This window comes from Micromonospora halophytica, from assembly GCF_900090245.1.
In the GTDB taxonomy this organism is placed as follows: Bacteria; Actinomycetota; Actinomycetes; order Mycobacteriales; family Micromonosporaceae; genus Micromonospora; species Micromonospora halophytica.
Genome location: NZ_FMDN01000008.1, coordinates 1 through 23,189, shown reverse-complemented (window position 1 = coordinate 23,189; position 23,189 = coordinate 1). Strand labels below are relative to the sequence as shown.

23 protein-coding genes are annotated in these 23,189 nt (G+C 74.8%); 12 read left to right on the top strand and 11 right to left on the bottom strand.

Going from position 1 to position 23,189, the window contains the following annotated elements:
- Nucleotides 1-93 precede the first annotated feature (93 nt).
- Nucleotides 94-1,299: a lycopene cyclase family protein gene (locus GA0070560_RS13515; protein WP_091295875.1), complete on the top strand. Its 1,206-nt coding sequence runs from the start codon at nucleotides 94-96 to the stop codon at nucleotides 1,297-1,299.
- Here the strand turns inward: GA0070560_RS13515 and GA0070560_RS13510 are convergent.
- Nucleotides 1,296-2,426: a serine hydrolase domain-containing protein gene (locus GA0070560_RS13510; protein WP_091295872.1), complete on the bottom strand. Its 1,131-nt coding sequence runs from the start codon at nucleotides 2,424-2,426 to the stop codon at nucleotides 1,296-1,298. The two genes, GA0070560_RS13515 and GA0070560_RS13510, sit on opposite strands and share 4 nt — an antisense overlap.
- A gap of 134 nt (nucleotides 2,427-2,560) precedes the next feature.
- Here GA0070560_RS13510 and rnhA point away from each other — a divergent pair, with 134 nt between their 5' ends.
- Nucleotides 2,561-3,055 carry a ribonuclease HI gene (rnhA, locus tag GA0070560_RS13505; protein WP_091295869.1) on the top strand — a complete coding sequence of 165 codons (495 nt, stop codon included), beginning with the start codon at nucleotides 2,561-2,563 and terminating at the stop codon, nucleotides 3,053-3,055.
- On the opposite strand, the gene GA0070560_RS13500 is transcribed toward rnhA, so the two are convergent.
- The 4 genes from GA0070560_RS13500 to GA0070560_RS13485 all read right to left on the bottom strand — a co-directional run bounded on the left by GA0070560_RS13500 (nucleotide 3,021) and on the right by GA0070560_RS13485 (nucleotide 5,568).
- Nucleotides 3,021-3,749: a tyrosine-protein phosphatase gene (locus tag GA0070560_RS13500; RefSeq protein WP_091295865.1), complete on the bottom strand. Its 729-nt coding sequence runs from the start codon at nucleotides 3,747-3,749 to the stop codon at nucleotides 3,021-3,023. The two genes, rnhA and GA0070560_RS13500, sit on opposite strands and share 35 nt — an antisense overlap.
- A 98-nt stretch (nucleotides 3,750-3,847) precedes the next feature.
- A complete protein-coding gene (locus GA0070560_RS13495) occupies nucleotides 3,848-4,102 on the bottom strand; it encodes a hypothetical protein (protein ID WP_091295861.1) in 255 nt (84 codons plus the stop codon).
- A 38-nt stretch (nucleotides 4,103-4,140) separates the two neighbouring features.
- Nucleotides 4,141-5,016 (bottom strand): pentapeptide repeat-containing protein, encoded by an 876-nt coding sequence (locus GA0070560_RS13490; protein ID WP_245675507.1) that lies wholly within the window; start codon nucleotides 5,014-5,016, stop codon nucleotides 4,141-4,143.
- 144 nt (nucleotides 5,017-5,160) lie between these two features.
- Nucleotides 5,161-5,568, bottom strand: a complete 408-nt coding sequence (locus GA0070560_RS13485; RefSeq protein ID WP_091295854.1) for an SSI family serine proteinase inhibitor — start codon at nucleotides 5,566-5,568, stop codon at nucleotides 5,161-5,163.
- A 343-nt stretch (nucleotides 5,569-5,911) separates the two neighbouring features.
- On the opposite strand from GA0070560_RS13485, the gene GA0070560_RS13480 reads away from it, so the two are divergent.
- On the top strand, nucleotides 5,912-7,330 hold the full coding sequence (locus GA0070560_RS13480) for an RtcB family protein (RefSeq protein ID WP_091295850.1): 1,419 nt from the start codon (nucleotides 5,912-5,914) through the stop codon (nucleotides 7,328-7,330).
- Nucleotides 7,331-7,403: 73 nt separating this feature from the next.
- Here the strand turns inward: GA0070560_RS13480 and GA0070560_RS13475 are convergent, their stop codons facing one another.
- On the bottom strand, nucleotides 7,404-7,835 hold the full coding sequence (locus GA0070560_RS13475; RefSeq protein WP_091295846.1) for an archease: 432 nt from the start codon (nucleotides 7,833-7,835) through the stop codon (nucleotides 7,404-7,406).
- 252 nt (nucleotides 7,836-8,087) lie between these two features.
- Between GA0070560_RS13475 and GA0070560_RS13470 the strand changes: the two genes are divergently transcribed.
- On the top strand, nucleotides 8,088-8,690 hold the full coding sequence (locus GA0070560_RS13470; RefSeq protein ID WP_091295843.1) for an MBL fold metallo-hydrolase: 603 nt from the start codon (nucleotides 8,088-8,090) through the stop codon (nucleotides 8,688-8,690).
- Nucleotides 8,691-8,757: 67 nt separating this feature from the next.
- Here GA0070560_RS13470 and GA0070560_RS13465 read toward each other — a convergent pair whose 3' ends face one another.
- Nucleotides 8,758-9,414 (bottom strand): TetR/AcrR family transcriptional regulator, encoded by a 657-nt coding sequence (locus GA0070560_RS13465; RefSeq protein WP_091295839.1) that lies wholly within the window; start codon nucleotides 9,412-9,414, stop codon nucleotides 8,758-8,760.
- A 113-nt stretch (nucleotides 9,415-9,527) separates the two neighbouring features.
- On the opposite strand from GA0070560_RS13465, the gene GA0070560_RS13460 reads away from it, so the two are divergent.
- The 6 genes from GA0070560_RS13460 to GA0070560_RS13435 all read left to right on the top strand — a co-directional run bounded on the left by GA0070560_RS13460 (nucleotide 9,528) and on the right by GA0070560_RS13435 (nucleotide 16,059).
- Entirely contained in the window at nucleotides 9,528-11,033 is a 1,506-nt protein-coding gene (locus tag GA0070560_RS13460) for a flavin-containing monooxygenase (protein WP_091295836.1), read from the top strand.
- Nucleotides 11,034-11,085: 52 nt separating this feature from the next.
- A complete protein-coding gene (locus GA0070560_RS13455) occupies nucleotides 11,086-11,982 on the top strand; it encodes an SDR family NAD(P)-dependent oxidoreductase (RefSeq protein ID WP_091295832.1) in 897 nt (298 codons plus the stop codon).
- On the top strand, nucleotides 11,979-12,878 hold the full coding sequence (locus tag GA0070560_RS13450) for an alpha/beta fold hydrolase (RefSeq protein WP_245675506.1): 900 nt from the start codon (nucleotides 11,979-11,981) through the stop codon (nucleotides 12,876-12,878). The genes GA0070560_RS13455 and GA0070560_RS13450 overlap by 4 nt, the downstream gene beginning before the upstream one ends.
- A 119-nt stretch (nucleotides 12,879-12,997) precedes the next feature.
- Nucleotides 12,998-14,104 (top strand): CapA family protein, encoded by a 1,107-nt coding sequence (locus GA0070560_RS13445; RefSeq protein ID WP_245675505.1) that lies wholly within the window; start codon nucleotides 12,998-13,000, stop codon nucleotides 14,102-14,104.
- A 240-nt stretch (nucleotides 14,105-14,344) separates the two neighbouring features.
- The gene (locus tag GA0070560_RS13440; protein WP_091296477.1) at nucleotides 14,345-15,433 is read left to right on the top strand and encodes an S-(hydroxymethyl)mycothiol dehydrogenase; all 1,089 of its coding nucleotides are present in this window, start codon (nucleotides 14,345-14,347) and stop codon (nucleotides 15,431-15,433) included.
- On the top strand, nucleotides 15,430-16,059 hold the full coding sequence (locus GA0070560_RS13435; RefSeq protein ID WP_091295829.1) for an MBL fold metallo-hydrolase: 630 nt from the start codon (nucleotides 15,430-15,432) through the stop codon (nucleotides 16,057-16,059). The genes GA0070560_RS13440 and GA0070560_RS13435 overlap by 4 nt, the downstream gene beginning before the upstream one ends.
- Before the next feature lie 78 nt (nucleotides 16,060-16,137).
- Here the strand turns inward: GA0070560_RS13435 and tsaA are convergent, their stop codons facing one another.
- Genes tsaA through GA0070560_RS13420 form a run of 3 tightly spaced genes read right to left on the bottom strand, consistent with a single transcriptional unit; the run spans nucleotide 16,138 to nucleotide 18,367 of the window.
- Nucleotides 16,138-16,551: a tRNA (N6-threonylcarbamoyladenosine(37)-N6)-methyltransferase TrmO gene (gene tsaA / locus GA0070560_RS13430; RefSeq protein ID WP_091295825.1), complete on the bottom strand. Its 414-nt coding sequence runs from the start codon at nucleotides 16,549-16,551 to the stop codon at nucleotides 16,138-16,140.
- Nucleotides 16,548-17,495, bottom strand: a complete 948-nt coding sequence (locus GA0070560_RS13425) for a sensor histidine kinase (protein WP_091296474.1) — start codon at nucleotides 17,493-17,495, stop codon at nucleotides 16,548-16,550. Before GA0070560_RS13425 ends, tsaA begins: the two co-directional genes overlap by 4 nt.
- A gap of 11 nt (nucleotides 17,496-17,506) precedes the next feature.
- Entirely contained in the window at nucleotides 17,507-18,367 is an 861-nt protein-coding gene (locus GA0070560_RS13420; protein WP_211565824.1) for an MEDS domain-containing protein, read from the bottom strand.
- Nucleotides 18,368-18,761: 394 nt separating this feature from the next.
- On the opposite strand from GA0070560_RS13420, the gene GA0070560_RS13415 reads away from it, so the two are divergent.
- Both GA0070560_RS13415 and GA0070560_RS13410 read left to right on the top strand, forming a co-directional pair.
- Nucleotides 18,762-19,871, top strand: coding sequence for a DUF3626 domain-containing protein (locus GA0070560_RS13415; protein WP_091296470.1), 1,110 nt, complete (start codon nucleotides 18,762-18,764; stop codon nucleotides 19,869-19,871).
- Nucleotides 19,872-20,115: 244 nt separating this feature from the next.
- Complete coding sequence (locus tag GA0070560_RS13410) at nucleotides 20,116-20,808, top strand: hypothetical protein (protein ID WP_091295817.1); 693 nt, start codon at nucleotides 20,116-20,118, stop codon at nucleotides 20,806-20,808.
- A gap of 93 nt (nucleotides 20,809-20,901) precedes the next feature.
- Here GA0070560_RS13410 and GA0070560_RS13405 read toward each other — a convergent pair whose 3' ends face one another.
- On the bottom strand, nucleotides 20,902-22,530 hold the full coding sequence (locus tag GA0070560_RS13405) for an alkaline phosphatase D family protein (RefSeq protein ID WP_091295813.1): 1,629 nt from the start codon (nucleotides 22,528-22,530) through the stop codon (nucleotides 20,902-20,904).
- Nucleotides 22,531-23,189 lie beyond the last annotated feature (659 nt).

The window sequence follows — 23,189 nt, the reverse complement described above, 5'->3', positions numbered from 1 at the left end:
TGTGGTGCCGCGCGGGGTCGGGCGGGACCGGCCCGGGGGGCAGGGCGTGGGGGCCGCGCCCGGCGGGGCCCGCAGGTGTGACAGCGTGGGCGGGTGGACAACGTCGACCTGGCCCTTGTCGGCGGCGGCGGCGCCGGTTCCCTGGTGCTCGCCGCGCTGGACCGGCACGACCTGCGCGGGCTGCGCGTCGCCGTGGTCGATCCGGTGCGCAAGCGTGGCCAGGACCGCACCTGGGCGTTCTGGGGCGCCCCGGACGCGGACCTGGAGCCGATGCTCAGCGCGAGCTGGCGGCGGGTGGAGGTGACCACGACGGCTCGGCGGCGGGTGCTCGACCTCGCCCCGCTGCGGTACGCGATGCTGCGCTCCGGTCCGCTCTACGCGTGGGCCGCCGAGGCGGAGCAGCGGCTGGGCGTCAGCCGGATCGACGCGGCGGTCGGCGCGCTCGACGACGACGGTGCCGGGGTGACCGTCCGCGACGGTGACGGGGCGGCGCTGGTGCGGGCCCGCTGGGTCCTCGACTCCCGGCCCCGGCCGCCCCGCCGGCCCGGCCGGACGAGCTGGTTGCAGCACTTCCGCGGCTGGTGGCTGGGGTCCCCCGACCCGGTGTTCGACCCGGGCCGGGCGGTGCTGATGGACTTCCGCACCCCGCAGCCGGACCGGGGGGTCTCCTTCGGCTACGTGCTGCCGGTCAGCGACCGGTACGCCCTGGTCGAGTACACCGAGTTCTCCCCGGCGCTGATCGACGACGCGGCGTACGACGCGGCGCTGCGTGGATACGCCACGCTGCTCGGGCTCGACCTGACCGCGCTGACCGTACGGGAGGTGGAGGACGGGGTGATCCCGATGACGGACGCGCCGTTCGAGCGCCGGCCGTCGGCCCGGGTGGTCCGTCTCGGCACCGCCGGCGGGGCCACCCGTCCGTCGACCGGGTTCACCTTCTCCGCCATGCGCCGGCAGGCCGAGCAGGTGGCCCGGGCGGTGGCCGCCGGCCGGGCCCCCGTGCCCCGGCCGGCGTACCCCGGTCGTCACCTGTGGATGGACGCGGTCGCGCTGCGGGCGTTGGACCGGCGGGCGGTCGGCGGCCCGCAGTTCTTCGACCGGCTCTTCGACCGCAACCCGCCCGAGCGGGTGCTGCGGTTCCTCGACGGCGCCACCAGCCCCGCCGAGGACCTGGCGGTGATGCGCTCCAGCCCGCTGCTGCCGATGACCTCGGCGGTGCTCGGTGACGCCGCCGGCCGGCTGCGTGCCCGGTTGACGGCGGCGTCGGGGTCCCGGGACCGCAGCCGCGCGGACGCCTAGGCCCGGTCGTCGCCGACGTGGGCCCGGCGGGCGCGCACCGCGTCGCGGATCAGCCTGCGCAGCCCCTCCATCGGGTCGCCGTCGTTCGCGCCGAGCCGGTTGCGCGTGGCCGCCACGGCGAGCCCCAGCTCCGGGTACGCGTAGGCGAGGCTGCCGCCGCTGCCGGCGGTGCCGAACGAGCCGTCGTCGTCGACGGCGTAGCCGAGGCCGAACGCCGTCGGGGCGCCGAACACCCACTCGGTGCCGTGTGCCGCCACCGTGGACACCGCGTGCAGTCGCCCGGCGGAGATCAGGCGCACCCCGTCGACCGCGCCGATCAGCGCCGCGTACGTCCGGGCGGCGGCGCGGGCGGTGAGGGTGCCGACCGCCGGGACGTCCGCCCGCAGGACGTCGGGCCGGCTGCCGATCGTCGCGTCCGGGCGGACGGCGGGCGGCGCGACCCGGTCGAAGTTCGGCAGGTGCGTGCCGGCGACGTCCAGCATCGCGGACAGGCCCGCGTCCTCCAGCCGGGCCAGGCGGTCCAGGTCCGCCTCGGGCACCCCGAAGAACAGCTCATCGGCCACCCCGAGGGGCGCGGCGACCTCCTCGGCGAGCACCCGGGAGATGCGGTGTCCGGTGACCCGGCGGACCACCTCGCCGACCAGCCAGCCGAACGTCCACGCGTGGTACGCGATCTGCGCGCCGGGCGCCCAGAGCGGGACGGCGTCGGCGAGCAGGGCGCACATCCGGTCCCAGTCGGTGAGGTCCTCCGGCGTCACGTCGGCCGGCAGGGTGGGCAGGCCTGCGGTGTGGGTGAGCAGGTGCCGCAGGGTGATGCCGTCCTTGCCGTGGCGGGCGAACTCCGGCCATACGTCCGCCACCCGCAGGTCGTAGTCCAGTGCGCCGCGCTCGGCGAGCACGTGCACCACGGTGGCGGTGAGCCCTTTGGCGGTGGAGACGCCGAAGATCGGCGTGTCGGCGGTCATCGGGCGGCCGGTGACCCGGTCGGCGACGCCGGCCACCTCGTCGAGGATCGGCTCACCCCGCAGGTACGCCGCGACCTGCACCCCGGTCTCCCGGCCGTTGTCGACGAGGTTGTCGAGGGTCGCGCGCACCTCGGCGCGCAGGCCGTCCAGTCCATCGGTCATGGCTGCCGACTCTGTCAGAGTCCACCACCGGTACGCCGCTGCTTTTTGGCCCGCCGGGTGGAGGGCCGGGCGCGACGCGCCGCTGGTACGACCGCTCGCCGGTGGCGGCGGAGGGCACCGGTAGGTTCTGCGGCATGGCGCAGGCGGTGACCGGCAGGGTCGTGGAGATCTGGACCGACGGGGCGTGCAGCGGCAACCCCGGCCCGGGCGGCTGGGGCGCGGTGCTGCGCTACGGCGGCCACGAGCGGGAGCTGTGCGGCGGTGAGGCGAGCCCGACCACGAACAACCGGATGGAGCTGACCGCCGCGATCGAGGCGTTGGAGACGCTGACCCGTCCGGCCAGCGTCCGGTTGCACACCGACAGCACGTACGTGCGCAACGGCATCACGAGCTGGCTCGTCTCGTGGAAGCGCAACGGCTGGCTGACCGCGGCGAAGCAGCCGGTGAAGAACGCCGACCTGTGGCAGCGGCTGGAGGCGGCCTGCGCCCGGCACGACGTGACGTGGCTGTGGGTGAAGGGGCACAACGGTCACCCGGAGAACGAGCGGGCCGATGCGTTGGCCAACCGGGGGATGACCGGGGCGCGGGCGAACCTCAGCGTTCCAGCAGCCGGTCGCGCAGGGCGGTGACCAGGGCGTCGTCCACCCCGAGCCGGTCACGGGCGTAGTCGTGCACCGAGCCGTGCATGGCGGCCAGGTCGGTCAGGAACAGCCGGATGACCTCGGCCGGGGCGCGGCCGTACCAGGGCCAGTGCAGGGTGCGCCCGGGGTGGGCGGCCCGCCAGTCGGCGACCAGCCGGTCGGTGGCCGCCTCGGTGAGGGCGAAGTCCTCGGCGATCTGGTCCTCGTCGACGTCGAGCAGGGCCAGCAGCAGGGCGGCGAGCAGGCCGGTGCGGTCCTTGCCGGAGGCGCAGTGGAACACCAGCGGGCCGTCGGCGGCGGCGACCGTCTCCAGCGCCTGCCGCAGCTCGCCGGCCCCGTCGACGGCGACCTCGGCGTACCGGTCGGCGAGGTACCGCCACGGGTCCGCGTCCGGGTCGATCTCGGCCTGGTCGTAGGGGCGGTGCTCGACGCTGAGGTTGTGCCAGCTCAGGTCGGGTAGTTGCGGCGCTCGGCCGCGCGCGGCGATCTCCGACGGGTAGCGCAGGTCGAGCACGGTGCGGACGCCGAGCGCCCGGAACCGGTCGAGGTCGGGCCCGGTCAGCTTGTGCAGCGAGTCGGACCGGTACAGCAGTCTCCACCGCACCGTGCGGCCGTCACCGGCGCGCCAGCCGCCGAGGTCCCGGAAGTTGTGCAACCGGTCGAACGGGATCTGCCTGTCCACCCGGCGCACCCTACCGACCCGACGCCGGCGGCACGGTCCCGTGGCACACTTCGGGCCCGGCCGGACATGCCGACCGGGCCCACGCCTGCCGCAGCCGACTACGCCTCGCTGGCGGGGTTGACCGCCTCCTCCTGGGACGGGTCGACCGCCCCGGAGACCGCGTCCACGTCGTATCCGGCGCGGCTGGTCTCCCGTGCCGACAGGTGCTCCTCGGCGGGCAGGTCCGCGAAGTCGTCGCCGGTGTCCTGCGTGCCGCGCAGGGAGTCGCCCGGCGGGCGCAGTGACGCCTCGTACGCCGAGGTGCCGTCCGGCTCGTCGGTGCTGGCCCGGTCGGTGCGCTGTTCGTCCGTCATGCCGACCTACCTGCCCGTCTGGTGGGCCGGCAAACACCTCACCGGCCGCGCCGGGCCGCCCCGGCGCGCCCCGACCGGTGGAGACGCCGGACCGGGGTGAGCGCCGGCCCCGACCAGTGCCCGGGGTGGCGCAGCGTCTCCGGCAGCCCGGTGGCGCGGTCGCCGCGGGCCGCGTCGAGCTGGGACTGGTGCAGGAAGAGGGTGCCGCGCAGGTCGGCCCCGCGCAGGTCGGCCCCGCGCAGGTCCGCACCGGTGACGTCGGCGGCCCGCAGGTCCGTGCCGCGCAGGTCCGCGCCGACCAGGCAGGCCCCGCGTAGGTTCGCCCCGATCAGGTACGCCCCGCGCAGGTCCGCGCCGAGCAGCATCGCCCCCCGGTGGTCGACACCGTCGTGGCCGGCCCTGGCCTGCTCGCTGGCCCGGGCGAGCAGCGGGTTGACCTGCCCCCGGTACGCGTCGACGTCCACGGCCCGCAGCTCGTCGGGGCTGCCGGCGGTGAGCCGCCGGGTCCGCTGTTCGGCGTCACGTAGCTCGTCGCGCAGCGGGCCGTCCGGGGTGAGGGCCACCGCCTGGGTGAGGTACCAGAGCAACTCGTGCAGCGGTCGCGCGGCGGTGAACGTGGCGAACATCGCCGCCGCCACGGTCGGGTCGTCGCGCCAGTCGCCTCCCCCGAAGGTGGCCGTGACCTGCTGCCCGGCGCCGAAGCAGTCGAAGACGGTGCAGCCGGGGAAGCCCCGCTCGCGCAGGTGGTCGTGGATGCCGCAGCGGGAGTCCGGGCGCAGGTTCGGGCAGGGCTGCCCGGCGGGTTTGTCCAGGGCGAAGTCGGCGGAGGCGGCGAAGGCCGGGGCGACGCAGCACAGGCCGACGCAGCGGGTGCAGTCGGCGCGCAGTTCTCCTTGCAAGGACGTTCCGGACACGGTGAGCGGTCTCCCACGGTTTCGGCGTTCCCGGGCCGCCGTTCGGGCCCGGCCCATTGTCCGCCCGGCAGCGGGGAGGGGCGGCAGCGGGGAGGGACGGGACGCGGCGCCCGCTCCCCAGGGGCGGGCGCCGCGCCGTTCCGGTCAGAAGTCGAACAGCGCGCCGGTGCCGCGCAGCATCAGGCACCGGTTGCCGTACGTCTCCGACCAGTTCACCGGCCGGTCCTGCCAGAACCCCCAGGCGTGGACCGTGACCGGTGCGTATTCGTAGGTGCACGGCCCCTCGTCGAACTCCAGGGCGGCGAGGTCGCCGTCGACGCGGGCCACGGTGCGGCAGGCGGTCACCGCGTCGGGGTGGGTGCCGCCGGTCGGGCCGCAGAGCAGCAGGGCCGTGCGCTGCTCGTCCTGCTGTTCGGTCTGCAGCACCAGTACCGACGGGGTGTGCGGGCCGACCCGTGGCGCGGCCTCGGCCGGCCGGGGGAGCAGCATCGCCGCGGCGACGGCGAGGATGGCCGCCGTGGCGACGGCGGCGGCGCGTCGGGCGAGGGACATGGCGACGTCCTTCCGGTTGCGGGGCCCCTGGTGGGGGCCGGTGGACGGCCGGCCGTCGTGTGGCCGGGCCGGGGCAAACCCTAGGAGGACGGTGTGAACGCGAAGCGTCACGAGTTGTTACACCAGCTGTCCTCGCGGGGAGGTCAGGTGTGACATGCTGCCCGGTTGGTCGTCCGTTCACCGGGCAGCCTGTCGCAAAGGTCGCCGGCCCGACCCATCGGTTGCGCCGGTGTTGCCGGCGACCCGCGTCCGGCCCGCCCGCCACTCGTCCGAGCACAGCGGCGAGCCTCGCGCCACCGCTCGCGGCAGGTGTGACGGCCGGCGCGGCGGGTAGCCGCGGGGCATGGACCTGGTCGAGGAGGCGCCGTACCGGTTCCGCATCGACCGGCACGATCCGATGCGGGTGCCCGGGGTGGTGTTCGCGTCCCGCGCCCTGCTGCCCGACGCGGCAGGTGACCAGTCCCTGGAGCAGGTGGCCAACGTCGCCACCCTGCCCGGCATCGTCGGCGCCTCGTACGCCATGCCCGACGTGCACTGGGGGTACGGCTTCCCGATCGGCGGGGTGGCCGCCACCGACCTGGCCGAGGACGGCGTGGTCTCGCCCGGCGGCGTCGGCTTCGACATCTCCTGCGGGGTTCGGCTGCTCGCCGCCGACCTGGACCGGGCCGAGCTGGTCGGTCACCTCGACGCGGTGATGGACGCCTTGAGCGCCGCCACGCCGCGGGGGGTGGGCCGGGGCGCGGTGTGGCAGCTCGCCGACCGCGCCGAACTCGACGCGGTGCTGCGCGGCGGCTCCCGGTACGCCGTCGAACGCGGCCACGGCAACGCCCGCGACCTGGACCGCTGCGAGGACTACGGCGCGGTCGACGACGCCGACCCGGCCCAGGTGAGCGAACGGGCCGTGCAGCGCGGGCAGCAGCAGGTGGGCAGCCTCGGTTCCGGCAACCACTTCCTGGAGGTACAGGCCGTCGAGGAGGTCTACGACGCGCAGGTGGCCGCGGCCTTCGGGCTGCGACCCGGTCAGGTCTGCGTCATGATCCACTGTGGCTCGCGCGGCCTCGGGCACCAGATCTGCACCGACCACGTCCGCGCCATGGAGCAGGTCATGCCCCGGTACGGCATCGAGGTGCCCGACCGGCAGCTCGCCTGCGCGCCCGTGTCGTCCCCGCAGGGGCGCGCCTACCTGGGCGCGATGGCCGCCGCCGCCAACTACGCCCGGGCCAACCGGCAGGTGCTGGCCGAGGCGGCCCGCCGGGTCTTCGCCACCCGGACCGGACGGTCGCTGGACCTGGTCTACGACGTGTCGCACAACCTGGCGAAGATCGAGCAGCACCGGGTGGACGGGGCCACCCGGCGGCTCTGCGTGCACCGCAAGGGCGCCACCCGCGCCCTGCCGCCCGGACATTCCGACCTCCCCGACGACCTGCGTCCGGTCGGCCAGCCGGTGCTGATCCCGGGCTCGATGGGCACCGGTTCGTACGTGCTGACCGGGGTGCCGGGCGCGCCGGCCTTCGCCTCCACCTGTCACGGCGCGGGCCGGGTGCAGAGCCGCCGGCAGGCCACCAAGGCGGTCCGTGGGCACGACCCACGGCGGGAGATCGAGGCCCGGGACATCGCCGTACGCGGGGCGTCGCGGCGCGGACTGGCCGAGGAGATGCCGGCGGCCTACAAGGACGTCGCGGCGGTGGTCGAGGCGGCCGAGGGCGCCGGGCTGTGCCGGCGGGTGGCGCGACTGGTCCCGATCGGCGTGGTCAAGGGCTGAGCCGGCCGGCGACGACCACCCGTCGCCCGGGGCGGTCCGGTGCCGCCCCGCGCCCCGTACGACCGGGTGCCGGTCACACGTCGACGGTCACCACGCAGGACCAGCCCGTGTCGTCGCGGCCGAACCGCAGCCCGTGCAGCGAGACCGCCTTCGGCACCGCGCCGACCAGTTCCACCGCGCCGACCAGTTCCACCGCGTCGGCGTCCACCGTGCGCCACCGCACCCGCAGCCCGCCGTCGACGGTCTGCGCCTCGGTCACCAGGGGCAGCGTTCCCTCGGTCTCCAACCGGAAGATCACCTCGTCGAGGAGCCCCACCAGCAGCCCGGTGTCGTCGCCGGCCGGCAGCCCGACCGTCGTCTCGCCGTCCGGCGTCGCGTCGGTGGTGTCGGCGAAGGTCTCCACCAGCGCGGCGACCGCCTCGGCGAGACAGCCCTCCCGCTCCGGTGCCCACGCCTCGATGCGTACGTCGGCGGTGTGCGGGACGGCGCGGTGCCCTCGGTCCATGCCCCGATCATGCCGGTCCCGCACGGCCCGCTCCGGCGAAACTGTCGCACTCCGGCTGCACCGACAGGAGATCACCCCGGCGGAGTTCGACCGGATCCTGCGCGACGACGACGGTCCCGGCCTGACCGGTCCACCTGGCCGGCCGGTGGTACGCGGCGTGGGGCGTCGACCGGTCCCACGCCTGCGCCGGTCGACGGGGACGTGGGCCGGTGTGGGACGGCGGGAGCGGCGCGTACGGCGTAGCGTCGGCCGATGCGGATCACCAAATACACCCACGCCTGCGTCCGGATCGAACGCGACGGGCGGGTGCTGGTCGTCGACCCGGGCACCTGGAGCGAGCCGCGCGCCCTCGCCGGGGCGGACGCCGTCCTGGTCACCCACGAACACACCGACCACGTCGACGTGCTCCGCCTCGCCGGCCTCGGCGTGCCGGTCTTCGCCCCCGACGACGCCGATCTGCCGGCCCTGGCCCCGCTGCCGGTGACCCGGGTCCGGGCGGGGCAGCGGTTCGACGCGGCCGGCTTCGCGGTCACCGCAGTGGGTGGCCGGCACGCCGTCATCCACGACGGCCGGCCCGACTGCGCCAACCTCGGGTACGTGATCGACGGCGAGGTCTACCACCCCGGCGACGCCCTGCACCTGCCGGAGCAGCCGGTGCAGACGCTGCTGCTGCCCGCGCAGGGCTCCTGGCTGAAGCTGACCGAGGCGATCAGCTTCGCCCGGGCGGTCGGCGCGGCACGGGCGTACCCGATCCACGACGCCCAGCTCAACGAGCGCGGCACGGCCAGCGTCGACGGCTGGTTCGGCGAGACGGTCCCCGGCTACCGCCGCCTCGCCCCGGGCGAGACGGCCTGAGCACGGTCGTGACACCGGCTGACCGGATCGGATCAGCCTCCGGTGCGGCGCGGGGGCGGTCGTGGACTCAGGCCGGGCTGGTGGTGCGGTAGACGGCGGTCAGCCAGACGTCGAGCAGCACGTCGACCACGTCCCGTTCGGCCACCGCCGGTCCGTCCCCGGCGAAGGTGGCGTACCAGACCCGCTCGTTCATCGAGTTCAGTGCGATCGCCAGGTCCCGCGCGGGCAGGCCGGCCGGGGCCGCGCCCCGGCGGCGCTCGGCCTCGATGGCCGCCTCGACGGCCTGCACCCAGCGTTCCAGGACGGTCGCCCAGAGCCGGCGCACCTCGGCGTTCGTGCCGCGTACCTCGGCGCAGGCGAGCACCACGGACCGGTGCGCGCCGAAGGTGGCGTGGAAACGGCTGATCAGTTCCCGCCACCGGGCGCGCGGGTCGTCGGCGAGGTGCACCAGCACGTCGGCGGCGGCCCGGTCGGCCTCCTCGGTGACCCGGTCCAGCAGGGTCAGCAGCACCGCGTCCTTGGACGGGAAGTAGAAGTAGAACGTCGGCCGGGAGATGCCCGCGCCACGGGCCAGGTCGTCGATGGAGATCTCGGAGAAGGCCCGCTGTCCCAGCAGCCGCTCGGCGGTGGCGAGGATGGCCGACTCCCGGTCGTCGCCCGCCGAGCGCCCGGAGCGGCGCCCGCGTCCGGTCCCGGCCGGTGCGGAGGTACGGACGGTCGTCATGGGCGTCGATGCTACACGCGCTCGACACAGTGTCGATGGTTCTCGACAGGGTGTTGACGCATGTCGACGGCGGTGGATAGGGTCCGGTCCACTGCCTCGCCTCGGGAGATGCCATGGCCTCCGACCACGTCGACGTGCTCGTCGTCGGCGCCGGCCTGTCCGGCGTCGGCGCCGCCTGCCACCTCCGCCGCGACCGTCCCGACACGACGTACGCCGTGCTGGAGGCGCGCGGCGCGATCGGCGGCACCTGGGACCTGTTCCGCTACCCCGGCATCCGCTCCGACTCGGACATGTTCACCCTCGGCTACTCGTTCAAGCCGTGGACCGACCCGAAGGCGATCGCCGACGGCGACTCCATCCGCGACTACGTGCGCGAGACCGCCCGCGAGTACGGCGTCGAGGAGCACATCCGCTTCCACCACCGGGTCGTGCGCGCCGAATGGGACAGCGTCACCGCCCGCTGGACCGTGCACGTCCACCGCGACGACACCGACGAGGCTGTCGCGCTCACCTGCTCGTTCCTGCACACCTGCTCCGGGTACTACCGGTACGACGCCGGCTACACCCCCGAGTTCCCCGGTCTCGACCGGTACACCGGCCAACTGGTGCACCCGCAGCACTGGCCGGAGCAGCTCGACGTCGCCGGCAAGCGGGTGGTGGTGATCGGCAGCGGCGCCACGGCGGTGACCCTGGTGCCGGCGCTGGCCGAGCGGGCCGCGCACGTCACCATGCTGCAGCGCTCACCCACGTACGTCATCTCGCTGCCGTCGCGCGACGTGGTCGCCGACACGCTGCGGCGCTGGCTGCCGGAGAAGGCCGTGTACCCGGTGGTGCGCTGGAAGAACGTGCTGCTCGGCACCGCCAACTTCCAGCTCAGCCGGCGCGCCCCGAAGCTGGTGAAGTCGTTCCTGCGCCGTGCCGCGAAGGGCCGGCTCCCCGCCGGGTACGACGTCGACCGGCACTTCTCACCCCGCTACGACCCCTGGGACCAGCGGCTCTGCGTGGTGCCCGACGGCGACCTCTTCGACGCGGTGACGGCGGGACGCGCCTCGGTGGTCACCGACACCATCGACACCTTCACCCCGCACGGCATCCGGCTCAGCTCGGGGGAGGAGCTGCCCGCCGACGTCGTCGTCAGCGCCACCGGGCTCAACCTGCTCGCCCTCGGCGGCATGCGCCTGGTCGTGGACGGCGTCGACGTCGATCTGGCGCGGACCGTGGCGTACAAGGGAATGATGCTCTCCGGCGTGCCGAACTTCGCGATGACGATCGGCTACACCAACGCGTCGTGGACGCTGAAGGCCGATCTGGTCGCCACGTACGTCAACCGGCTGCTGCGCCACCTCGACGACACCGGCCAGCAGATCGTCACCCCGGTCGCCCCGGCCGACGCTGCCCGGGTACCGCTGATCGACCTGAAGTCGGGGTACGTGCTGCGCAGCGTCGACGCGCTGCCCAAGCAGGGCGCCCGCGCCCCGTGGCGGCTCCACCAGAACTACGCCCGGGACGTCATCCTGATGAAGCACGGCCGGCTCGTCGACGAGGGGGTCCGCTTCTCCCGGGCCACCGGGTCGGCCGCGTCCGCCGACACCCGTACCGCCGGGGCGCCGGTCGCCTGACCGGGGCCCACCACACCACCACCAGGCACCATCCGCGCCGCAAGGAGGCCGCGTGCGACCATTCGTCTTCACCGCCGGGACCGCTGTGGTCACCGGCGCCGCGAGCGGGATCGGCGAGGCCCTCGCCCACGGGCTCGCCCGCCGCGGCAGCCACCTGGTCCTGCTCGACCGGGACGCCGACCGGCTCGACGCGGTGGCGGCGGCGATCCGCGCCGCCCACCCCGACCGCCAGGTCGACACGCACGTGGTCGACCTCGCCGACCCGGCCGCCACCGACCGGGTCGCCGAGGAGATCCGCGCCCGCCACCCCCGGCTGCGGCTGCTGGCCAACAACGCCGGGGTCGCCCTCGGCGGACGCTTCGACCAGGTCACTCTCGACGAGTTCGACTGGGTGCTCGACATCAACTTCCGGGCGGTGGTCCGGTTGACCCACGCACTGCTGCCGGCGCTCAAGGCCGAGCCCGGCTCCCACCTGGTCAACGTCTCCAGCCTCTTCGGACTGATCGCCCCGGCCGGGCAGGCGGCCTACTCGGCCAGCAAGTTCGCCGTGCGCGGCTTCACCGAGGCGCTGCGCCACGAACTGCTCGACGACAGCGTCGGGGTGACGTCGGTGCACCCGGGCGGCATCGCCACCGCGATCGCCCGCAACGCCCGGGTGGGCAGCGGCGTGGCACGCGAGGAGTACGAGACCGGCCTGCGCCAGTTCGAGAGGCTGCTCTCCATCCCACCGGCGACCGCGGCGGAGGTGATCCTGCGCGGCGTGCGGCGACGCCGGGGCCGGGTGTTGATCGGCTGGTCGGCGAAACTGCCCGACCTGCTGGCCCGGGTCGCGCCCGCCTCGTACGGGCGGATCCTCGCGGTCGGGCTCAACCGCGCCGCCGGCGACCCGGCCCGCCGGGCCACCCGCCCGGCCGCCACGCCGGAGCTGTCCACCGGGGAGCGGGCGTGAGCGCCGTGGCCGGGCTGCGTCCCCGGCACGTGACGGTCGAAGGCCGGCGGGTACGCCACCGCGTCGACGGCGACGGGCCCCCGGTGGTGCTGCTGCACGGCATCGGCCGTTCGCTGCGCGACTTCACCGAACAGCACGAGCTGCTGGCGTCGGAGTTCCGGGTGCACAGCGTCGACCTGCCCGGCTACGGCGGTTCGCTGCCGATGGCCGAGCCGTGCACCCTGCCGGCGCTGGGCCGCTTCGTCGGGCACTACCTCGACGCGGTCGGCGTCGACCAGCCGGCGCACCTGGTCGGCAACTCCCTCGGCGGGGCGGTCGCCATGCAGGTCGCCGCCGCCGAGCCGGCCCGGGTGGCCAGCCTCGCGCTGGTCAACAGCGCCGGCTTCGGCCCGGAGGTGACCCTCGCGCTGCGGCTGCTGACGCTGCGCCCGCTGGGTCGGCTGCTGCTGCGCCCGAGCCGCACCGCCGCCCGCCGGGTGGAGCGGACCCTCTTCCACGACCCGGCGTTCGCCACCGACGAGCGGATCGCGCACGCGCTGGAGCTCGCCGGGCAGCCGTACACGGCGCGGGTGATGCTGGAGACCTGCCGTCACCTCGGCACCTTCCGGGGCGTACGGCCCGAGTGGCGCGACGAGCTGCTGGCCCGGGTGGACGAGCGGGACATCCCCACGTTGGTCGTCTGGGGCGATCGGGACCTCATCCTTCCGGCCGCGCACCTCGACGCGGCCCGCGCCCGGCTGCCGAAGGCCCGCACCCACCTGTTCACCGACTGCGGCCACCTGCCGCAGGTCGAGCGGGCCGAGGAGTTCCACCGGATGCTGGTGGACTTCTGGGCCACCGCCGAGGCCCGGCCTGCCACCGGTGACCGGTCGGCGACGGTCGCGGCGACCGACTGACGGCGAGGCGTCGGGCGTGCCGGGCCCTGGTATCCGGGACGCCCGCCGCTCACGCTGGATCCGTGCGATTCCCGTGGCCACCGGGGGTGCGAAGCGGCTCCCGGTGGGAATGCGGCGGCGTGTCGGGCGACGAGGTGACCCTCTTCCTCAGCGGGGACGTGATGACCGGCCGGGGCGTGGACCAGATCCTGCCCCGGCCGGGCTCCCCGCAGCTGCGCGAGGAGGCCGTCACCGACGCCCGCGGGTACGTGGAGCTGGCCGGGTCGGTGTCGGCGCCGGTTCCCCGCCCGACGTCGCCGGACTGGCCGTGGGGGGACGCGCTGGCGCTCCTCGACGAGCTGCGGCCCGACGTGCGGATCGTCAACCTGGAGACCGCGGTGACCGCCCGGGGCGCCTTCGCCCCGGGCAAGGGGATCCACTACCGGATGCACCCGGACAACCTGGCCTGCCTCACCGCCGCCCGGCTCGACGTCTGCGCGCTGGCCAACAACCACGTGCTCGACTTCGGCCCGGACGGGCTCGCCGACACCCTCGACACGCTGCGCCGGGCCGGCATCACGCCGGTGGGAGCCGGCCGCGACGAGACCGAGGCGTGGCGCCCGGCCCGGGTCCGGTTGGGCGGCGGAGGCCGCCTGCTGCTCTGGTCGGTGGGCACCCCGTCCAGCGGTGTCCCGCCGCACTGGGCGGCCACCGACCGGCGGGCCGGGGTGGCGTACCTGCCGGCGGCGAGCGAGGCGTGCGCCGCCGCGCTGGTCGAGCGGATCGACCGCGAGGCCGGCCCGGACGACCTGGTGGCGGTCTCCGTGCACTGGGGATCCAACTGGGGGTACGACGTGCCGCGCGAGCAGGTGCGGTTCGCGCACCGGCTGGTGGAGGCGGGGGTACGTCTGGTGCACGGCCACTCCTCGCATCATCCCCGCCCGATCGAGGTGCACCGGGGCGCGCTGGTCCTCTACGGCGCCGGTGACCTGGTGGACGACTACGAGGGGATCGGCGGGCACGAGTCGTACCGCCCTGAGCTGCGGCTGCTGCACCTGCCCACGTTCGACGCCGAAGGGCTGGTCCGGCTGCGCCTGGCCCCGGTCCGGATGCGCCGGATGCGACTTCAGCGGGCGACGCCGGCCGAGGCGCGCTGGCTCGCCGACCTGCTCGACCGCCTCGGCGGCCCGTTCCGCACCGGCTTCGCGCTCGACGAGGACGGTCGTATCGGCCTGCGCCCGGCCTGACCGCCGGGTCAACGGAGAGCGACCGCGGCGGGGTGCCCGGGACGGTGGACCGCGGCACCTGGCCACACCGGGCCGGGCTGTCCGCGTACCCGGGAGGGAGCCGGCGCGATCGCGGCGTGCGACCGGCGCGCGGGCGGCGTGTCCGGCGGACCGGCGGGCCGCGGGAGACGATCGCGCTAGGTTCGGTGGGGAAGCGTGACCGACGCGCGGCCGCCGCCGGCCGGGAAGCAGGAGGAGAGCGTGAGCCAGGAAGTCCGGGGAGTCATTTCACGGCGCAAGGGCGCGCCGGTCGAGGTCACCACCATCGTGGTGCCCGACCCGGGGCCCGGCGAGGCGGTGGTGAGGGTGCAGTCCTGCGGGGTCTGCCACACCGACCTGCACTACCGCGAGGGCGGCATCAACGACGACTACCCGTTCCTGCTCGGCCACGAGGCCGCCGGCATCGTCGAGACGGTCGGTGAGGGCGTCACCGAGGTCGCGCCCGGCGACTTCGTGGTGCTCAACTGGCGGGCCGTCTGCGGCGAGTGCCGGGCCTGCCGGCGCGGGCGCCCCTGGTACTGCTTCAACACCCACAACGCTGCCCGGAGGATGACCCTCACCGACGGCACCGAACTCAGCCCGGCCCTGGGCATCGGGGCGTTCGCCGAGAAGACCCTCGTCCACGCCGGGCAGTGCACGAAGGTCGACCCGTCGGCCCGGCCCGCCGCCGTCGGCCTGCTCGGCTGCGGCGTGATGGCCGGCCTCGGCGCGGCGATGAACACCGGGCAGGTCACCCGGGGCGACTCCGTCGCCGTGATCGGCTGCGGCGGGGTCGGTGACGCGGCGGTGGCCGGCGCGGCCCTGGCCGGCGCGACGACGATCATCGCGGTCGACACCGACGCCCGCAAGCTCGACTGGGCCCGCAGGTTCGGCGCCACCCACACCGTGAACGCCTCCGCCGAGGACGCGGTCGAGGCGATCCGGGGCGCCACCGGCGGTTTCGGCGCCGACGTGGTCATCGACGCGGTCGGCCGCCCGGAGACCTGGAAGCAGGCCTTCTACGCCCGCGACCTGGCCGGCACCGTCGTGCTGGTCGGCGTGCCCACCCCGGAGATGACCGTCGACCTGCCGCTGCTGGACGTCTTCGGCCGCGGCGGGGCGGTCAAGTCCAGCTGGTACGGCGACTGCCTGCCCAGCCGCGATTTCCCGCTGCTCACCGAGCTGTACCTGCAGGGCCGGCTCGACCTCGACGCCTTCGTCACCGAGGAGATCGTGCTGGAGCAGGTCGAGGAGGCGTTCACCCGGATGCACCACGGCGACGTGCTCCGCTCGGTGGTGGTCTTCCCGTGACCGTCCGCATCGGCCACGCCGTCACCTCCGGCACCTTCTCCCTGGACGGGCAGACCTTCGACGTGGACAACAACGTCTGGGTGCTCGGTGACGACAGCGAGTGCGTGGTGATCGACGCGCCGCACGACGTCGACGCGATCGTGCGCGCCGTCGGCGGCCGGCGGGTCCGGGCGATCCTGGCCAGCCACGCCCACGACGACCACGTCAGGGTCGCGCCCGACCTGGCGGAGGCGACCGGCGCGCCCGTGCTGCTGCACCCCGCCGACCGGGTGCTCTGGGACATGGTCCACCCCGACCGGGCGCCCGACGGTGACCTGACCGACGGGCAGGCGCTCGAGGTCGCCGGCACCACCCTGCGGGTGCTGCACACCCCAGGGCACAGCCCCGGCGCGTGCAGCTTCCACGCGCCGGACCTCGGCGCGGTCTTCACCGGCGACACCCTCTTCGCCGGCGGTCCCGGCGCCACCGGCCGCTCGTACAGCGACTTCGGCACGATCGTCGAGTCCATCCGCACCCGGCTGCTGACCCTGCCGCCGCAGACCGTGGTCCACACCGGCCACGGCGACAGCACCACCGTCGGCGCGGAGGCTCCGCACCTCGACGAGTGGATCGCCCGGGGGCACTGACGGTCCCGCCTCCCGCGTGCCCGGGCGGGCAGCGCGCCTGCCGGGCAGCTTCCGTCGGCCCCGCCGCCCGGCCTGAGGTCAGCGCTCGTCGGGCGGTCCGAGCACCGGCTTGACGTCCAGCACCGGCGTGCCGTCCACCGCCTCCAGGCCGGCGACCCGCAGCCGCAGGCCGTCGACCGCCAGCACCCGCACCCGGTGCAGCCCGATCGGGTTGGGCCGGTGCGGGGAGCGGGTGCTGAACACGCCGGCCTCCGGCCGGCTGCGGTCCCCGCGCGGATGCACCGTGAGGACGTCCCGGCGGGCCCGGTCCAACCAGGTCAACACCAGCACCTCGACGCCGGGACGCAGGTCGCGCAGCCCGGCCGCGACGGCCGGCGAGAAGACCAGCCAGGCCTGCGGCGCGCCCTCGTCGCCCTGCCGGGGCGCGTCCGCCGGATCGGTCAGTGGCGACTCGACCCGGCCGATCGGCCGCAGCTCGTACGCCCCGCTCACCGGCCGGCCCTGCCGTCGCGGCGCATGTGCAACCGGACCGTGGTGCCGGCCGCGGTGCTGTGCACCAGCACCAGGTCGCAGAGCGCGTGCACGATCACCAGCCCGCGCCCGCCGATGCCGTCGTGCCGGGGCGCGAGCCGTCCGGCCAGCGGATCGTTCAGCCAACCGTCGTCCTGGATCTCGCACACCAGGTGTTCACCGGTGCGCCACACGTGCAGCACCCCGCCGCCACCGGCGTGCGCGATGCTGTTGGTGGCCAGTTCCGTCACCGCGATCTGCAGGTCGGCGACCCGGTCCGGGTCCAGCGCGCCGTCCGACGCGTGCGCGGTGACGAATCGACGCACCTGCGACAGCGAGCCGATGTCGTAGCGCAGCACGGACACCGGCTCGTCGGGCACCGGCAGCGGCTTGTTGTGACCGGCCACCACCTGCGCCGGGGCGAAGGCGGGGCTGGGCCGGCGTCCCTCGGCGTCCACCAGCACCGGATGGGTACGGCACGCGTCCGCGATCACCCCGGCGGCGAGCCCGGTGGCGTCGTACGGGCAGAGGATGTGCACGTCCCGGTCCGCGAACGCCGAGTTGATCAGCGCCTCGAGCTGGGCGCAGGCCGGCTGCTCCACCTCGGTGCGCCCCGCCCACACCGGCTCGCCGATGATGCGGACCCGCCGGTCGGCGTGCCGGTCGAGGAACGCCTGGAGCACCCACGGGATGATCCGCCCCGGATTGCGTCCCGCCTCGGTCATGTCCGTGTAGCGGACCCGGCCGTCGTCGGTCCCGACGCCGGCCCGGATCAGCCCGAGCCGGTCGGCCGGCGCGGCCACCAGCACCGGCTCGTCCCGCGCCAACGCCTCGCGGACGAACGGCACCGTGGCGGCCAGCAGTTCCGACCGGTCCCGGTAGAACAGCCCCTCGTGCACCAGGCCGTCCGGCCGCGGTCCGGTCATGCCGACGATCGTCACGCCACGCCCCCCGCCGGGTCGGTCACGTCGACCAGGTCGAGCAGGCGGGTCAACGTCGGGTGGCAGCCGACGAGACGGACGGTGGAAGGCGCGTTGCGGCGGGTCCGGGCCAGGGCGCTCGCGGCCCCCACGTCGGCGAAGCTCAACTCGGAGACGTCCAGCACGGTGGCCCGCTCGTTGGTGGCCCGCCCGGTCACGTCGTCCAGCATGGCGGCGAACGCGTCGCGGTTGCTCCGGTCGATCTCCCCGACCAGCCGCAGCCCGTGCGGGTCCCGGGTGCGGTGCGCCCGCAGCAGGGGCGTCCACGCGTGACCGGCGCGGGGCCCGACGGTGGCCGGGTGCGCGGTGGCGGTCGGGAGGAGGTACTCGGCGGGGAAGAACCGACGGTCGTAGAGGCACATGCCGGCCGCGTGACCGTCGATGAAGAGCCGGTTCGCTTCGGCCTCGTAGCGGCGCAGGTCGGTCACCGAAGCGCCGTGGCGCAGCGCCCATCCCATGTCGCCGACCATCCGCAGCCCCGGGTGACCCTCCCGCCGGGCCCGGTCGATCTCGGCGGCGAGGGCGTCGAGCATCACCTCCGGCACGAAGCGGCCACCGGCCACGTACGCCTCGGCGGCGGGCAGGATCCGCAGCTGGCCGCCGGCCAGCGCGGCCTCGGTGGCCACGCCCTGCCCGTCGAGGTGGGCCCGGGCGGCGGCCGGTGGCAGGGCGTCGGTGAACCAGAGCGCCCGGTGACCGAGCCGGAGCCCGCCGGCGACGAACCGTCCGGCGGCCCGCAGACCGTCGCTCTCGTCGTCGTGGACACAACAGACGTGGTCACCGAGGCGAACCTGGTCGACCACCGCGCTTGCTGTCACCGTCATCGCCTTCCGGTCGGCGCGCCCTCACTGTAACCGCTCGTCAAGACCCACCCCAACGCCGACCGACGCCGCCCGGACGGCCCGGTCCGGGGCTCCGTCGCTGGTGGACGGGCCCTCCCGCGTCCCACCGGCCGGCCGGATCGGCCGGTGAGCACCGATGAGAACCGGCCTGCGGCCGTCACGCCCTGACCCTCGCTCACCTCCCGCCTGGACGCCCCGGCGGGTCTCCGGCTCACCCTCTTCCAGGAGCTGCGCGACTTCGACGAACGGGCCACCATGGACGGCTTCGGCACCGATCGGGACCGGTCGGCGTGACCTCGTCGGAGCATCGCCGGACGGGTCCGACCCAATCCGTTCGACTCCGGCCGGGCCGGTGCCGATACTGCTGATCATGTCGACCGCCGCCCGCCCCGTCGCCCTGACCCCGGCACAGTCCGCCGCGCTGCGCCATGTACGGGAGACCGCCCTGCGGGACCGTCCGGTGGCGTTGGCGACCATCGCTCGCCAACTGGCCGGATCCGGCGCCGGTCACCGGCCGGAGCAGCTCATCGCGGCGGTCACCGGGCACGGGCGACTGACCGTCAACTTCCATCCGGACCGGCTGCTCGCCGACGGTCGTACCGTGGCCGAGGCGCTGGCCGAGGAGGGTGTCTACCGCAGCCAGTTCGTGACCGGCATCTCCAACGGCGGGCTGACCGCGTACCCGGGCGGGGACCGGGACCGCTGGGAGGAGCGCCTGTTCGGCGGGGCGTACCAGCAGCCGGGCGTACGACCGCAGGAGCGGCCCACGTACGGCGGGTTGAACCTGCTCGACCACCCCGACGGCGCCTGCCCCCGCTTCGGCTCCTGCCACCTGCGGCTGCGTCCGGAGGTGTTGGGCCGCAGCACCTTCTGCTTCGGTGACAGCCACCTCGGTCCGAAGCACCTCGGCACGGTCGACGTGTGCGAACCGATCCTGGCCGCCCTGCTGGAGGCGACCGCCGGGACCGGGATCAGCCTCGGTGTCGCCGGGATGGACACCGGTCGGCTGGCGGCCACCCTGCTGAGCCGGCGGGAACGTCAGGCGTGGCGGCCGGGCGCCGCCGGCCGGGCCCTGGACGACTACGTCGAGGCGCAGATCCACGGCGGCATCGACCTGGCCCGGGACGTGGAGGCCCTGGTCGTCGACCCGTCGTTCCGCGGCACCGACACCGGACGCGTGCTGGCCGGCATCGCCGACCGGTACGGCGTCGCGCTGCTCTTGCACACCGGGTTCGCGCTGCCGGTGGAGGCCGTCGACCCGGAGTTCCGGGGCCCGGACATCCCGCCCCTCGCGGCCCGGGTGCACGCCGAGTTCGCCCGGCCGGGGGAGCTGATCGATGCCGCCGTGATCGGCCGGGCCGCCGCCTCGGTGGTGCGCGAGCCCGAGCGCTGGGCCGACCGGGGATCGAGCGCGGACACCCTCCAGCATCTCAAGATGCTCTGGCACGTCCTCGTCCGCTTCGGCGCGCCCCGTCCCTGACGGCACGGCTGCGGCGGTCGTCCGGTCTCGCCCGTCGCCCCGACGGGTGGCGTGTGCCCGGGTGTCCGGATCGCCGCGTGACCCGTGTCGCACCCAGAGCCGGGGCCGGCATTTCCGGAATGACGGATACCGGCAAGCTGGTTGTGTCCCCCATGGCGCCGGCCCGCAAACCCCGGTCGGCGAGGAAGCACCCCGCAGGGCGCTCACCCCGGAGCGCGTCGACACGATCGAAAGGGCAACCATCGTGAAGCAGGACTTCACTCGATGGCTCCCGGCCATCGCGAAGAACCGCCGGACCGTACTGAGCATCGCCGGCGTCGCCGCCCTGGGCGGTCTGGCGCTCGGCCCCGCCGCTGTGGCCGCCCCCGTCACCAGCACCCCGCACGCGGGCGCCGTCGCCGCCATCGACCTGGCCACCGGCAAGAGCCGCCAGGACACCACCGTCGAGTCGGCGCTCACCACCGGCAGCAGGACCACCGAGGTCCCGGCCGGCAAGCCGAGCCGGGACAAGCTCATCCCGCACGGCGTCGAGGGCGCCCAGTCCCGCATCCCGCTGGACGACGCCCAGCTCGCCAACGCCAAGGCCATCATCGCCGAGGCCAAGGACACCGGCGTGGGGGAGCGCGGCGCGGTGATCGGCATCGCCACCTCGTTGCAGGAGTCCAAGCTGTACAACCTGGGCCACCTCGGCGCCTACAACGACCACGACTCGCAGGGCCTGTTCCAGCAGCGCCCGTCGTCGGGCTGGGGCACGCCCGACCAGATCACCGACCCCGAGTACGCCTCCCAGGCGTTCTTCGAGGCGCTGAAGAACGTGCACGGCTGGCAGGAGCTGCCGCTGACCACGGCCGCGCAGACCGTCCAGGTCTCGGCCTTCCCGTTCGCGTACGCGCAGTGGGAGGAGCAGGCCGCGGACATCGTCCAGCAGCACTGGTGACCACCGTCCGACCGGCCGGTCCCCGCACCACCGGGGCCGGCCGGTCGGCATATCGCCGCCGGGTGGCGCGGGTCGCGCCCGCCCGGCGGCCACTCACATCGACGGCGCGCTCTCCCGGCGCAGCTTCGCCGAGCCCGCGCCCACCGAGAATCCCGACACCCAGCGGCTGGCGCTGTCGCGGCGGGTCCGGTCGGCGAGGTGGTACCAGTCCATCCGGCAGCGCTGCGGCGTCACTTCCAGCACGCCGTACCCGTGCCCGTCCAGCTCCGTCCACTTCACGTGCGGGTTGGTCGACCGGATCAACGAGGCGCCCAGCACACTGAGCCCGTTGCCGGCCGGCAGTTTCAGGAAGTCGTTGACGTTGTCGCTGGTGACCGACGGCACCACGAACTCCGCCGCGGCGGGGGCGAGCAGGCCGGTCGACTTCGTGGTCACCTCGTTGGCCCACGAGGTGTGGATGTCGCCGGTGAGGAAGACGACGTCGCGGGTGCCGGTGGCCCGCAGGTGGTCGACCAGCTCGTTGCGGTCGGCGTTGTAGCCGTCCCACTGGTCGGCGTTGAGCACCGCGCCGTTCTGCGGGATCCCGAGCAGCGTGCCCAGCGGGCCGAGCAGCCAGGCCGGCAACGCGCCCACGTCCACCCGGGCCATCATCACCGGGTTGCCGACCAGCTTCCAGCGCGCCGTCGACGACGCCAGCCCCTGCTTGAGCCAGGTCATCTGCGCGTCGCCGGTGATGGTGCGCCGCGGGTCGTCCACCGCCGTCCCCGAGGCCTGCTGCGAGCGGTACGAGCGCAAGTCCAGCATGGACAGCTCGGCGAGCTGCCCGAACCGGAACCGCCGGTAGATCGCGCCGTCCTCGCCGATCCGCACCGGCATCCACTCCTGGTACGCCTGCCGCGCGGCGGCCACCCGATCCGCCCAGGCGCCCTCCGTGGCCGGGGTGTGGTTCTCCGCGCCCCCGGACCAGGCGTCGTTGGCGGTCTCGTGGTCGTCCCAGGTGATCACCCAGGGCAGCGCCGCGTGCAGCGCCCGCAGGTCCGGGTCGGACTTGTAGAGCCCGTGCCGCACCCGGTAGTCGGCCAGGGTGAGCGTCTCGTGGCGCGGCTGCACCGGGCGTACCACCGTGCCGCCCGCGTCGAACTCGCCGGTACCGTACTCGTACAGGTAGTCGCCGAGGTGGATTACCAGGTTCAGGTCGCCCCGGTCGGCCAGCCGCCGGTACGCCGAGAAGTAGCCGGCCTCCCAGTTGGCGCAGGACACCACCCCCATCCGCAGCCGGTCGACCGGGGCGTCGACGGGCGGGGCGGTCATCGTCCGGCCGGTCGGCGACCAGCCGTCGGCGTACCCGAACCGGTACCAGTACGTCGTCGCCGGGGCCAGCCCGGTCACCGCGACCTTCACCGTGTGGTCGCGCTCCGGGCCGGTCGCCACGCTGCCCCGTGCGACCACCGTGGCGAAGTCCGGGTCGGTGGCGACCTGCCAGCCCACCTCCACGTCCGGCCCGATGCCGGAACCGGGTGTCGCGTCCGGGGTGGGGGTGAGCCGGGTCCACAGCAGCACCCCGTCCGGCAGCGGGTCGCCCGAGGCGACACCGTGCAGGAATGCCGCGCTGTCGGCGTGGGCGGGAGCGGTACCGGCGAGGGTGGCGCCGGCGAGCACCGCGGTGCCCGCGGATGCGCCGGCCAGGCGCAGGAGGGTACGACGGTCGAGGGTGTTCGTCATGGTCTATGTGTCTACCGGGGTGAGGGGTGTGCGCGCTGCCCTGTGCGGCGAGTGTTCGCCTGTCCTTCCACTGTGGTTTCGCCCTCGTCCGGCGATGGGGGCGGTGTCGTATGGCGCGACTGTCTGTGGGGGCGGTGTGGCCGACCGTGCCCGGCTGCGGGCGGTCAGGCTTGGTCCCTGCGCCGGTCATGGTCGGGCCGCACCGTCGTCGTGGTCGGCCGCCGCCCGTCTGTGCGGTGTCCGTTTCGCCGGTTTCGGGTACGCGGGCGGGGTGTCCGCCTTCGGTCAGGCGGACGGGTGTCGGGTGTGGTTGTTGCTGCCTGGGCGACGACAACTGCGGCCGAGTTGGTGTGGGGGGTGTGCGGTCTGGGTCGGGTGTCCGGTTCAGTTGGCTGCGGTTGTGGTTGCTGGTGTCGGCTTCATGCCTGGTTGGGGTGCGGGGTCCTGTGGCCGGGGGCACTCGGGTGGTGGGGGAATGGTGGCGGGGGCGGGGTCGTTACATTTCCTGTACGACCGCAGTAGCACGCCCCCTGCTGCCTGGCCCCCGGGGTCGGGTCGGCCCGGGGATGTGCCCGGGCCGGGAATGGTGGTGGCCCGCTGGTCGTTACACATGGTCCCGGCGCCGCGAGCCCTCCGGCTTGCGTGACCGTGAACCCCTC